8 protein-coding genes are annotated in these 13,145 nt (G+C 42.8%); 7 read left to right on the top strand and 1 reads right to left on the bottom strand.

Features of this window, described 5'->3' with window-relative positions; all coding sequences use genetic code 11:
• The first annotated feature begins 8 nt into the window (after positions 1-8).
• The 4 genes from H8S07_RS12685 to hflX all read left to right on the top strand — a co-directional run bounded on the left by H8S07_RS12685 (position 9) and on the right by hflX (position 4,149).
• Positions 9-368, top strand: coding sequence for an ArsR/SmtB family transcription factor (locus tag H8S07_RS12685; protein WP_021861323.1), 360 nt, complete (start codon positions 9-11; stop codon positions 366-368).
• A gap of 42 nt (positions 369-410) precedes the next feature.
• The gene (locus H8S07_RS12680; RefSeq protein ID WP_021861324.1) at positions 411-2,273 is read left to right on the top strand and encodes a heavy metal translocating P-type ATPase; all 1,863 of its coding nucleotides are present in this window, start codon (positions 411-413) and stop codon (positions 2,271-2,273) included.
• Positions 2,274-2,348: 75 nt separating this feature from the next.
• A complete protein-coding gene (locus tag H8S07_RS12675; protein WP_117538400.1) occupies positions 2,349-2,873 on the top strand; it encodes a tetratricopeptide repeat protein in 525 nt (174 codons plus the stop codon).
• A 34-nt stretch (positions 2,874-2,907) separates the two neighbouring features.
• Entirely contained in the window at positions 2,908-4,149 is a 1,242-nt protein-coding gene (gene hflX / locus H8S07_RS12670; RefSeq protein WP_117538401.1) for a GTPase HflX, read from the top strand.
• On the opposite strand, the gene H8S07_RS12665 is transcribed toward hflX, so the two are convergent.
• Positions 4,128-4,970: an AraC family transcriptional regulator gene (locus H8S07_RS12665; protein WP_021861327.1), complete on the bottom strand. Its 843-nt coding sequence runs from the start codon at positions 4,968-4,970 to the stop codon at positions 4,128-4,130. The two genes, hflX and H8S07_RS12665, sit on opposite strands and share 22 nt — an antisense overlap.
• 168 nt (positions 4,971-5,138) lie before the next feature.
• Between H8S07_RS12665 and dapF the strand changes: the two genes are divergently transcribed.
• The 3 genes from dapF to addA all read left to right on the top strand — a co-directional run bounded on the left by dapF (position 5,139) and on the right by addA (position 13,139).
• A complete protein-coding gene (gene dapF / locus H8S07_RS12660; RefSeq protein ID WP_021861328.1) occupies positions 5,139-5,996 on the top strand; it encodes a diaminopimelate epimerase in 858 nt (285 codons plus the stop codon).
• A gap of 61 nt (positions 5,997-6,057) precedes the next feature.
• On the top strand, positions 6,058-9,522 hold the full coding sequence (locus H8S07_RS12655) for a PD-(D/E)XK nuclease family protein (protein ID WP_186856144.1): 3,465 nt from the start codon (positions 6,058-6,060) through the stop codon (positions 9,520-9,522).
• Complete coding sequence (gene addA / locus H8S07_RS12650; RefSeq protein ID WP_186856143.1) at positions 9,522-13,139, top strand: helicase-exonuclease AddAB subunit AddA; 3,618 nt, start codon at positions 9,522-9,524, stop codon at positions 13,137-13,139. Before H8S07_RS12655 ends, addA begins: the two co-directional genes overlap by 1 nt.
• Positions 13,140-13,145 lie beyond the last annotated feature (6 nt).

The following is a 13,145-nucleotide window of genomic DNA, read 5'->3' as shown; positions in this document are numbered from 1 at the left end:
GACAGACCATGAAGAAGACAGAAGTAGAATGCTGTGACGTTACATGCGTACACAACCAGATTATAGAGGCAGTAAAAGAGAAGATGCCGGCGGAAGAATTGCTGAATGAACTGGCGGATTTTTATAAAGTATTCGGAGATGCAACAAGAATCAAGATCTTATGCGTGCTGCTCCGATCAGAGATGTGTGTGTGTGACCTGGCAGAGATGCTGGGGATGACGCAGTCGGCGATTTCACATCAGCTTCGTGTATTAAAGCAGATGAAGCTGGTGAAGAACAGAAGAGAAGGAAAAACAGTTTATTATTCACTTGCGGATGGGCATATTCAGAATATTATCAGCCAAGGAATGGAACATATTATGGAGTAGTTTTTACAGGCTTTTTAGTGGAAAAAGAAAAGGGAAAATGATATGACAGAGCAATTAAAAAAACAAAGTATGATATATGGAGTCGGCGTTGTTATTTATCTGGCGGCTGTTATTGTGACATCGAATTTTACGATAGAAGATGAGATTAAATTCGTCTGGTTTCTGATCGCATATCTGATCGTTGGTTTTGATGTATTTAAAAAACTTCGAGACAGGATTCTGGAACTGAAATTTTTAACAGAATATACGCTGACGACGGTTGCGACGATCGGAGCTTTCGGTATTGGAAGATATACAGAAGGTGTACTTGTCATGATCCTTTTTGAGCTGGGAGTTATTTTTGAAGCATATTCCACAGACAATGCCAAACGATCCATTGAAGAGATGATTGATATTCGTCCGGCATTTGCGATCCGTAAGACAGATGGCGGAGAAGAACAGATCGATCCGATCGATCTTCAGGTTGGAGATATCATTGTGATCAAGCCGGGAGAACGTGTGCCGGTTGATGGAATAGTAGAAGCTGGATCTACGCTTCTTGACATGAAAGCGGTTACCGGTGAGTCTATGCCAAGAAGAGTTTCTGAAGGAAATAAGATCTACAGTGGATGTATTAACTTAAGCGGTGCAGTAGAGGCAAAGGTTCTGAAAGTATATCGTGATTCGACAGTCGCACAGATCATGGAACTGGTAGAGGAAGCACAGAATAAGGAATCCGAGAGCGAAAGTTTTGTTTCCAGATTTTCAAGAATATACACACCGGCAATGGTGCTGTTAGCACTCTTTGTTATGATCTATCCGCCGCTTACATTTTCTTATCATAACTGGAATATATGGATTTACAGAGGACTTATTTTCCTGATCGTGGCATGCCCGACAGCACTTGTAATGTCGATTCCAATCGCGTTCTTAGGAGGAATTGCATCGGCGGCAAGACAGGGAATCGTAATCAAAGGAGCCAACTATCTGGAAGACCTTTCCAAGGCAGATACATTTGTATTTGATAAGACAGGAACACTGACAGAAGGAGAATTTTCGGTTCAGGAGATTTACGCAGAGCAGGGAACAGAAGAGGAACTTTTAAAGATTGCGGCGCATGTGGAAAGCTATTCCAATCATCCGATCGCACAGTCACTCCTGAATGCCTATGATGGCGAGATTGACAAAGATCTCGTATCCAATATTAAGCAGATTCCGGGATATGGTCTTTCCGGAGATTATGATGGAAAGCGAATCCATGTCGGAAACTTCCGGCTGATGGAAAAATATGATATTGAAGTAGATGAATTTGATAGTACAGGAACGGTTGTCTATGTCAGCGTGGGAACAGAATATATGGGTGCGATCATCATTGAAGATGCGATTAAATATCGTGCGAAGTGGACGATGAAATATCTGAAAGATAAGTGTAAAGCTGTGCTTGTTATGCTGACTGGTGATACAAGGAGCGCAGGATATGCGGTGGCAAAAGAACTGAAGATGGATTATGCATATACAGATCTGATGCCTTCAGACAAATTAGAGCAGCTGGAAGATTTCCTGACGATCCAGGATGATATGGAGAAATTGGTCTGTGTCGGAGACGGTGTAAATGATGCCCCGGTACTGGCACGTGCAGATATCGGAATCGCGATGGGAGCGTTAGGTTCTGCGCTGGCAATTGAGGCGGCAGATATTATTTTACTGGAAGATGAATTGCCGAAAATCGTAGATGCGATCAAAATTTCCAAAGAAACACTCCGGGTAGTAAACCAGAATATTGCTTTTGCGATTGCAGTGAAAGTGATCATTGTACTGCTTGCACTGGTTGGATACTTTGGAATGTGGGAAGCGATCGTTGCAGAAGTCGGCGTTGTATTTGCAGCGATTATGAACGCAGTCTATGTCGTGAAATATTATGCATAGACTGTGGAATATATTTTGAGAGAGAATCACTATTTGCATATAAACATGTAGGAAAGCAAAAGGAGACAGATCATAATGAAGAGATTGGCAGCAGTGATATTGACAGCAAGTATGGGACTTGCGCTGGCAGGATGTTCCGGCAATCCTTACAAAGAGGGTGTCAGCCAGTTAGAGTCCAAAGAATATAAACAGGCAGAAGCAAGCTTCAAAGAAGCAGTGAAACAGGACAAGAATACAGCAGATGCATACCGTGGAATCGGAATTGCCTGCTGGGAGCAGAAGGAATATAAGGCTGCATTAAAAGCATTTAAAAATGCAGTTAAAGCAGGAACAAAAGAAAATGCCACACTTTATAATTTGATGGGTGGCTGTGCACTGAAACTTGATGATGGAAAGAGTGCACTTTCCTATTATGAGAAAGGTCTGGCAGCATCCGGAAGTTCAGATGAGTTGAAAAAGGAAATGGAATACAATGTTATTGTTTCCTATGAGAAGATGCAGAACTGGGAAAAAGCAAAGTCAAAACTGAATGAATATCTGGAAAAATATCCGGATGATGAAACAGCAAAAAAAGAAGTGGAATTTCTGGAAACAAGATAATCAGTTATAGAACCAGATAAAATAGAGGTTTCGTATGATAGAATTAAAACAGGATAAAGAGAGAGTGATCCTGGTAGGAGTGGAACTTCCGGGAGAAGAAAGCATGGAAGATTCGCTTTCGGAACTCTCTGAACTGGCAACCACAGCAGGTGCAGAAACGGTCGGTCGTGTGATCCAGAACCGAGAGCAGGTGCATCCGGGGACTTATGTTGGGAAAGGAAAGATAGAAGAGATCAAAGACCTGTTATGGGAACTGGAAGCAACAGGTATTATTTGTGATGACGAACTTTCACCGGCACAGATGAAGAATCTGCAGGATGAACTGAATGTGAAGGTGATGGATCGTACACTTCTTATATTGGATATATTTGCAGCCAGAGCTTCTACAAGTGAAGGTAAGATTCAGGTAGAACTGGCACAGTTAAAGTACCGGCAGACAAGGCTGACCGGATTTGGTACGGCAATGTCAAGACTTGGCGGCGGTATCGGAACGAGAGGACCGGGAGAGAAGAAACTGGAGATGGACAGACGTCTCATTAAAAGCCGGATTGCAGCATTGAACCGGGAATTAAAAGAAGTAAAACGCCACCGTGAAGTGACAAGAGAGCAGAGAAGCAAAAGTTATGTGCCGGTAGTTGCAATCGTTGGATATACGAATGCCGGAAAGTCTACACTTCTTAACCGGTTAACGGGAGCGGATATTCTGGCGGAAGATAAGCTGTTTGCAACATTAGACCCGACAACAAGAGGTTTAAAATTGCCGGGAGGTCAGGAAGTACTTCTGACAGATACAGTCGGATTTATTAAAAAACTTCCACATCATCTGATCGAAGCATTTAAGAGTACACTGGAAGAAGCAAAATATGCGGATGTAATCCTGCATGTAGTAGATACATCCAGTCCACAGATGGACAGTCAGATGTACACCGTGTATGAGACATTATCGAATCTTGGTGTAAAAGACAAAGCGATCATCACGGCGTTCAATAAACAGGACAAGTTAGAAGATGCACCGTTGATCCGGGATTTTAAAGCAGATTATACGGTTAAAATTTCAGCAAAGACAGGAGCCGGACTTACCGACCTGACAGATACGATGGAAGCGGTGTTAAGAGAGCAGAAAGTATTTCTTGAATGCCTGTATGAGTACCGGGATGCGGCAAAGATCCAGCTCATCCGCAAGTACGGAGAGCTGCTGGAAGAGAAGTATCAGGAGGATGGTATCTTTGTAAGAGCCTATGTCCCGGCAGAACTTTACTCGAGGGTCACTGTCTGACTCGGAGATTCAGAAAATAATTTGCGGTATGCACGCTGGAACGTGGAATAGTCGTGATAACCGCAGTCATAACATACCTGTGCGGCAGGAGTGCCGGACAGGAGCATTTCTTTTGCGAGCAGGAGCCGTTTCTGGGCAATGTAATTCCCGATGGTATAACCGGTTTCCTGCTTGAACTGTCTCATCATATAATATTTGCTGATATAAAAATGTTCAGCAAGAATATCAATATTCAAATTTTCACTCAGATGATTATTAATGTAGTCAAGAATATGGATAATCTTTGCATTGCAGTTATCTGTATCAATAAATTCCAGCCTGTTTTTCAGGGCGGCACGGTTTAAGTGGATCATAAATTCCAGAAATAATACCTGCCGGTACAGACCAGAAGCATAACTATCATCAGAGAAAGATTTCTCCAGCCGGGTAATGGAGCGGAAAAGAGAGCTTTTTTCGAGTGATGGAATACGAAGCACGTTAGAATGTTCTTTTGCGGCACGCTGAAAACAGAAACTCAGATCATAATCCTTATTTTTATAAGCTTGGATAAATCCCGGTGCAATATAAACAATAATACGTTCATAAAGAACCGAATTATCCACTTCGAGTCTATGAATATCATTATGATTGACTAGAACGATATCATAAGGTTTTAAATCATAGGATTTTCCTTCAATCATATAGTTGACCTTTCCTTTAATAAAAATCGTGATCTTGTTAAAGTCATGATAATGGTATTCGACTTCCTTCGTCTCACGGTCCGTCAGGTGAAAAAGCCGGAATTCACTGTTCAGATAGCCTTTTTTCATATATGTGTCCATGGAGAAATGCTCCTTTTGTCGTTTTTTCTTATATCATAGAATAAAATAGCACGATTTGCAATGCAAATAGCAATATTTGCGTTGAAAAGGAAAATCATGCCTGCTATGATGAGTACAGAAGCTATGAGAAAAAGAAATCACAAGATTTCTGCAAACCGGAGGTATGTTATGAAAGTTGTATTAGAGCGTTATCATGGACTTGGAAATGATTATGTTGTATTTGATCCAAATAAAAATGAGCTGGAATTAAATGAAAGAAATGTCCGGAGGATCTGTGACAGAAATGCGGGACTTGGCTCTGATGGAGTTCTTGAGGGACCGATTTTAAAAGAAGACGGAATGTATGTGAAAGTATGGAATCCAGACGGAAGCGAATCCGAGACGAGTGGAAATGGTGTCCGTATTTTTGCAAAATATCTCAAAGATGCAAGTTATGTACAGAAAAAGAATTTTAAATTATATACAGGAAACGGACCGGTTGAAGTAACATTTTTAAATGAAGATGGTAGCAGACTTCGCGTTTCCATGGGAAAACTTTCATTCTGGAGTGATGATATTCCGGTAACTGGAGAACGAAGAGAAGTCATTAATGAAGATATGGTATTCGGACGTACGTTATATCCGGTTACCTGTGTAAATATCGGTAATCCGCACTGTGTAATTCCGATGCGCGAGATCTCCAAACCACTTGTTACGAAGATTGGTGACTATGCAGAGATCGCAAGATATTTTCCAAATCGTATTAATACACAGATTATGAAAGTGATCGACAAAGAAAATATTGCGATTGAAATCTTTGAGCGAGGCGCAGGTTACACACTTGCATCCGGAACAGGAGCGTGTGCGGCAGCCGGAGTTGCATACAAACTGGGCATGACGAACAGCAAAGTGATCGTGCATATGCCGGGTGGAGAATTACAGGTAGAAGTAGAAGATGATTGGAATGTCTATATGACAGGAGATGTTTTCTATGTTGCGAAGATGACTCTGAGCAATGAATTTGCAGAGAAGTTAAGAGCTTTATAAAAATGTGTGGGGTAGATTTGTACCATCTAATAAGATATACTAAGGCATAGGAGGAAAACCTATGCCTTTAAAATTTGTATTGGGACCATCGGGGTCCGGAAAAACTTATCAATTATATAAGAATGTGATCGCTGAGTCGAAAGCGCATCCGGAGGAGAATTTTATTGTTCTTGTACCGGAGCAGTTTACGATGCAGACGCAAAAAGATCTTGTGACGATGCATGACAGACACGCAATCATGAACATCGATGTATTAAGTTTTGTGCGTCTTGCATACCGTATATTTGAAGAGACAGGAGCCGGTACACTGCCGGTGCTGGATGATGAGGGAAAAAATCTGATCCTGCGTAAGATTGCAGGCAATCATGAAAATGAATTACAGATGCTCCGCGGCAACATTCGCAAGCTTGGATATATTAGTGAAGTCAAATCGGTGCTGTCGGAATTTGCACAGTATGATATCGGGGAAGAAGAGATTGACCGTGTGATGGAAAATGCCGGCAGAGAGTCAAGACTGTATTATAAGCTGGCAGATATGAAAGTTCTATACCGCGGGTTTCAGGACTATCTGAAAGAACGGTATATTTCCAAGGAAGAACTGTTGGACGTATTAAGCCGTGTCGTATGTAAATCGGAAATATTAAAAAACAGTACGATCGTTTTGGATGGATTTACCGGATTTACACCGGTACAGAACCGCTTGCTTGGAGAACTGATGAAGCATTGTCGGAAAGTTATGATCACTGTAACGATCGATCCGGCGGAAGATCCGTACCGCTATGAACATCCATATCAGTTATTTGCGCTTAGTAAACATATGGTTACATCCATGATACAGCTGGCGAAAGAAAATCAGATCAAGATCGAAGAGTCCATGGAGCTGTTTGATAAGATTCCGTATCGTTTCCGTGATAATCCGGCACTTGCATTTCTGGAAAGAAATCTTTTCCGCTATCGGAAAGAAACTTATGAAGGAGAGCAGGATGCGGTTAAGATCCATGTGGCGAGAGAGCCGGGGGAAGAAGCACTTGCGGCGGCGCAGCAGGTGCGCGCTTATATGCGGGAGAATGGATATCGCTGCCGTGAGATTGCTGTGATCGTCAGCGATATGGAGATGTATGCCGAGGCGCTGGAACAGGCATTTGCGCTGTATGAGATCCCGGTATTTATGGATCACAAGAGAAGTATCCTGTTAAATTCATTCGTAGAGTATATACGAAGTCTCCTTGGAATGGCAGAACAGAATTTTACATATGAAAGTGTATTTCGTTTTCTGCGTACGAATCTGGCGGGATTTACCCATGATGAAGTGGACGAACTGGAAAATTATGTCATCGGTATGGGAATCAAAGGCTATAAACGGTGGCAGGAGAAATGGATCCGCAGATTAAAAGATATGAAAGAAGAGGATCTGGAACGACTGAACCATTACCGCACCAGATTCGTAGAAAAAGTAGATAATTTCGTCTTTGTATTAAAGCAGCGGAGGAAAACTGTCAAAGATATTACAATGGCATTGTATGAATTTATGGTGCAGGAGCAGTTGCAGGAGCGGATCGCAGAGCAGGAGCAAAAATTCCGTGAGAATGGTGAACTGGCACTTGCGAAAGAATATGCACAGGTTTATCGGATTGTTATCGAACTGATTGATAAATTTGTCGAGCTTCTCGGTGATGAACAGGTGAGCCTGAATGAATATTGCAAATTGCTGGATGCAGGGCTGGAAGAGGCACGTGTCGGTGTCATCCCGCCAAGTATTGACCAGGTTGTGATCGGAGATATGGAGCGTACGCGTCTGAAAGACATCCGTGCACTTCTCTTTGTCGGGGCAAATGATCTGCATCTTCCGGGAAATCTTCTGCGTACCGGTCTGTTGTCAGAGCCGGACAGGGAACAGTTCCAGAACCAGAAGCTGGCTCTGGCTCCGGGTGGAAAAGAGCGGGCATATGTACAGAAGTATTATCTCTATATGAATCTTACAAAACCATCGGAAAAGCTGGATATATTCTATAGCAAGGTATCTTCCGATGGTAAAAATATGCGACCGGCGTATCTGATGCAAGATTTAAGAAAAATGTATCCGGACATGAAGATCATAGAGGAAGAAGAAAAAAGCTTCGCAGAGAGGGAATTTACCGAGAAGCTGGGAATCACCTGTCTGATACGGGGGCTGCAGGAAAGTAATGGAGAACTTGATCCACTCTGGTGTGAACTGTACACCTGGTATAAGAAACATCCAGAATGGCAGCAGACAGTAGAAAGCTTACTGGAAGCCGGCTATTACCGTATGCCGATGGATGGACTTACGAGACAGGTGGCAGAGAAGTTATATGGAAAATATTTTACAGATAGTATATCGAGAATGGAGCGGTTCAGTATCTGCGCATTCGCACATTTTCTGACATACGGGCTCCGTCTGAAAGAACGGCCGGAATATGATTTCCAGTCTGTGGATTTTGGAAATGTGTGTCACCGTGCACTGGAACTGTACTCAAGAAAACTGGAGCACACCGGAGAGAGCTGGACAGAAGTTGAAAATAAAATAAGAAAGCAATATATTGATGAGTCGGTGGATGAGGCAATTACAGACTATGGCAATTCGGTTCTCTACAGTTCATCGCGGAACGAATATCTTGTAGAGCGTATGAAGAGAATGCTGGAACGCACGATCTGGGCACTGACAGAACAGCTTGCACAGGGGGATTTTGCGCCTTCTGCATATGAAGTCCGCTTTACAAATGGTAAAATTGACCGTGTCGATACCTGTGAGGATGAGGATAAAGTTTATGTGAAAGTTATGGACTATAAAACCGGCAGCAAAGAATTTGATGTAGTTTCGCTGTATCAGGGATTGCAGCTTCAGCTGATGGTTTATATAAAGGCGGCAGTGGAAAGAGAAGAGAAAAGACATCCGGGAAAAGAGATTGTACCATCGGGCGTATTTTATTACCGTATTCAGGATCCGCTTCTGGATGGAAAAGTCATGGATGAAGTCCTGCGTGGAACGGAAGAAGAAAAGAAAGAACAGATGGAAAAGGAGATGTTAAAAGTACTCCGTCCGGATGGTCTGGTCAATCTGTCCGGTGAGAATCTTAAACATTTACAGAAAATACAGTCTGGTGATTCTGTTGCAGTTCCGGTTAAATATACAAAATCGGGATCGCTTTCCAAAACATCCAAAGTGGCTTCAGAGACAGATTTTGATACATTGATGCGATATGCCCAGAAGAAAGTGGAAGAGATCCATCAGAAAATTGCAGATGGTGAAGTTGCTGCTCTGCCGTACCGTCAGGGAACGGAGACAGGATGTGACTATTGTAAATATCGGCACATTTGCGGATTTGATCTGAAAGTTCCGGGTTATCATTATCGGAATCTGGAAAAATTATCAAAAGAAGAAGCAATCCAGAAGATGACAGCAGAAGTCGGGACTGGTTTAAAACAGCCGGAAAAATCTAAAAAAACTGGAATGGCAGAGAAAGAAGAACAGCCAGATAAAGAAAAGAACAGCAAGGAGGAGCAGTAATGGGTGTGACATGGACGCCGGAACAACAGAAAGTAATTGATTTGCGTAACCGGAATATACTTGTGTCGGCGGCAGCAGGCTCCGGGAAAACGGCAGTTCTGGTAGAACGGATCATAACAATGCTGACGAAAGATGAGCCGCCGATCGATGTAGACCAGCTACTTGTTGTGACATTTACAGAGGCGGCGGCAGCGGAGATGAAAGAAAGAATCCGTGTGGCCATAGAGCAGAAATTGGAAGAAGAGCCGGATAATGAACATCTGAAACGGCAGGCAACACTGATTCATAATGCACGTATTACGACAATCCACAGCTTCTGCCTGTCTGTGATCAAGGATCATTTTTATGCAATCCATCTGGATCCGGGATTCCGGATCGGAGAGGAAGGGGAGCTTAAGCTTTTGTGTCATGATGTGCTCGGAGAAGTGCTGGAAGAAGAATACACAGAGGGGAGACAGCGTTTCCTGGATTTTACGACTGCATATGGAGATGGAAAGAATGATAAGAAGATCGAAGAACTGATCCTTAAAATATACGAATATTCCAGAAGTTATCCGGATGCAAAAAAATGGATACATGACTGTGCAGAAAGCTACCGGGTTAAAGATTTTGATGCACTGGAAGAGACAGAATTTATCCGTGTCATCAAAGATCAGGTGAGCCGTTATCTTAAGGATGCGGCGAATAAAATTCGGCAGGCAATGAAGATCTGTACCGGAGAAGCTGATGGACCATATATGTATGAGACGGCGCTGGTAAATGATTCGCAGTTGATTCAAAGTTTAAGATCAAAAGATACATTTCTTGAGATGTCAACGGTGCTGGACAAGGATTATAAATGGACAAGGCTTCCGGGCAACAGAGATGAAAACGTATCTGAGAATAAAGCAAACCAGGTAAAATATTTAAGAGATACGGCAAAGAAGATCATAAAAGAAATGAAAGAGCAGTTCTTCTATGCACCGTCTTTTAAATTGCTGGAAGACTTAAATGCCAGTGCGCCGATGATGGAAGAACTGGCAGATCTGGTATGCAAATTTGCAGATCGCTTTGAAGAGAAAAAACGAAGCAAAAATATGATTGATTTTTCCGATATGGAGCAGTATGCCCTGCAGATTCTGACAGAAGAAAAGGATGGCAGACTTGTGCCGTCATCGATCGCAAAAGAGTACCAGAGACAGTTTGTGGAAATCATGATCGATGAATACCAGGACAGCAATCTAATCCAGGAAGCGCTTCTTACAAGTGTTTCTACAATATGGGAAGATAAGTATAATATTTTCATGGTTGGTGATGTAAAGCAGAGTATTTATCGTTTCCGTCTGTCCAGACCGGAGATTTTCATGGATAAATATAATACATACAATAAATACGAAAGTAAAAAACAGCGGATCGATCTGCATAAGAATTTCCGAAGCCGTAAGGAAGTGTTGGACAGTGTGAATTTTATTTTCCGTCAGATTATGACGGAAAATTTAGGAGGGATCGACTATGACGACGATGCAGCGCTAAATGTAGGAGCTGACTATAAAAAGACCGGAGAAAATGCGACGGAAGTGCTTGTTGTCGATACTGATATTCGCGACAATGATCATAAGAAAGTAAAAGGGATCAATGAAAGGGAGATAGAAGCAAGAGCAATTGCGGGGAAAATCCGTTCCATGATGGAGGATAACTTCCGCGTGACAGATAAAGAGAGTGGAAAACTTCGCCCGCTTCAGTACCGCGATATTGTGATCCTGACAAGAAGTTCGAGAGGATTTTCAGATGTATTTGTGGAAATCCTCGGGCAGGAAGGAATCCCGGCGTTTGCGGGAACAAAAGAAGGATATTTTGCCACACAGGAGATCGGAGTACTGTTGGACTATCTGCGTGTGCTGGATAATGCAAGACAGGATCTGCCACTGACGGCAGTGTTGACGTCACCAATCGGTGGATGCAGTGCAAAAGAGCTTGCACTGATTCGTAGCTCATGTCCGGAAGAACCATTTTATGAAACAGTGCGCAGATACCGAGCAGAAGGAACGGAAGAAGAGCTTAGAGACAAACTGGAAAACTGCTTTTCGGTGATGGAGAAAATTCGTGAGATCGTGCCGTATACACCGATGCATGAATTATTACAGCGTGTGTTGGATGATACCGGATATGCAATGTATATGTCAGCAATGCCGGGAGGTATCCAGAGAAAAGCCAATATTGATATGCTGATGGAAAAGGCGAAAGCTTTTGAAAGCACCAGTTACAAAGGGCTGTTTCATTTTGTGCGCTATATGGAACAGCTGCAGAAATATGAAGTGGATTATGGAGAGGCGAATGTCGAGGAAGAGCAGGCAGATACTGTACGTCTTATGACAATCCATAAAAGTAAAGGACTGGAATTTCCAGTTGTATTTGTAGCCGGTATGGGGAAACGATTTAACATGCAGGATATTAACAGCCGTGTTGTTTTGAATTCTAAATTCGGTGTGGGTCTGGAAGTTGTAGACCTGAAGCAGCGGACGAAGCGGGCGAGCCTGTTAAAGAAAACGATCCGGCAGGAAGAAAAACTGGATTCGCTTGGAGAAGAACTCCGAGTTCTCTATGTTGCCTATACAAGGGCAAAAGAGAAATTGATCATCACAGGAACGATATCTAATCTGGAAAAGAAGCAGGCAGAATATGAAAGTGTGCAGGAAGAGTCGGATATGAAATTTGATTTCCTACGTCTGAGCAAAGCGACAACGTACTGGGATTTTGTACTGCCGGCAGTATTACGGGCTCCGCGGTCTGTACCGCTCAGACTGAAAGTGCTGAATATGTATGACATCATTGCGGGACAGGCAGAAGCGCAGGTGAAGAGTCAGATAGAAAGAAGTGTACTGGAAGACTGGGATACAGAGCGTGTATATGATGAAGAGATGCATGAAAATCTTAGGAATCAGTTTGCGTACAGATATCCATATGAAAACAGCCAGACACGAAAGTTGAAATTCTCCGTTTCGGAATTAAAGAAACGGATTTATTTACAGGAATCCGGAGAAATGGAGGACAGCGAGCAGCTTTACGAAGAAACGGAACTGCAGCCGATCCTTCCGAAATTTATGGAGGAAGAGGTGCCGCTTACAGGAGCATCCAGAGGTACCGCTTATCACCGTGCACTGGAGCTTCTGAATTTTGCAGAAGACTATGATACTGAGAAACTGAAAAATTGCCTTAGGAAGTTTACAGAAGATGGGAAGATGACGGACGAGATGCGAAAGGCTGTCTGCATTCGGGATTTCTTGAAATTTTTACAGACAGACAGCGGAAAACGGATGCAGGCATGTGCAAAACAAAACCGCCTCTTTAAAGAGCAGCCATTCGTACTCGGAGTGCCGGCAACGGATCTGTGGAAGGAAGAAGAGGAAGGCGAACTTGTTCTTGTTCAGGGAATCATAGATGTGTATTTTGAAGAAGAGGACGGATTGGTTGTGCTGGATTATAAGACAGACCGTGTCCGTGAAAGCAGAGAACTTGTAGAACGTTATCATGGACAGCTTGATTACTACGCCAGGGCACTGGAACAGGCGACCGGTAAAACCGTAAAAGAAAAGATCATCTATTCCTTTACCCTTGGCGAAGAAATTCATCTGCCATAAAAGAAA

This window comes from Dorea hominis (assembly GCF_014287705.1).
Taxonomy (GTDB): Bacteria; Bacillota; Clostridia; order Lachnospirales; family Lachnospiraceae; genus Dorea_D; species Dorea_D hominis.
This window is presented reverse-complemented; position numbering and strand designations above follow the sequence as displayed.

Excerpts from the sequence above, each read along its gene's own strand:
- H8S07_RS12680 (WP_021861324.1), top strand. The coding sequence starts at position 411 with ATGACAGAGCAATTAAAAAAACAAAGTATGATATATGGAGTCGGCGTT.
- addA (WP_186856143.1), top strand. The coding sequence starts at position 9,522 with ATGGGTGTGACATGGACGCCGGAACAACAGAAAGTAATTGATTTGCGT.
- H8S07_RS12675 (WP_117538400.1), top strand. The coding sequence starts at position 2,349 with ATGAAGAGATTGGCAGCAGTGATATTGACAGCAAGTATGGGACTTGCG.
- H8S07_RS12655 (WP_186856144.1), top strand. The coding sequence starts at position 6,058 with ATGCCTTTAAAATTTGTATTGGGACCATCGGGGTCCGGAAAAACTTAT.
- H8S07_RS12665 (WP_021861327.1), bottom strand. The coding sequence starts at position 4,970 with ATGGACACATATATGAAAAAAGGCTATCTGAACAGTGAATTCCGGCTT.
- dapF (WP_021861328.1), top strand. The coding sequence starts at position 5,139 with ATGAAAGTTGTATTAGAGCGTTATCATGGACTTGGAAATGATTATGTT.
- H8S07_RS12685 (WP_021861323.1), top strand. The coding sequence starts at position 9 with ATGAAGAAGACAGAAGTAGAATGCTGTGACGTTACATGCGTACACAAC.
- hflX (WP_117538401.1), top strand. The coding sequence starts at position 2,908 with ATGATAGAATTAAAACAGGATAAAGAGAGAGTGATCCTGGTAGGAGTG.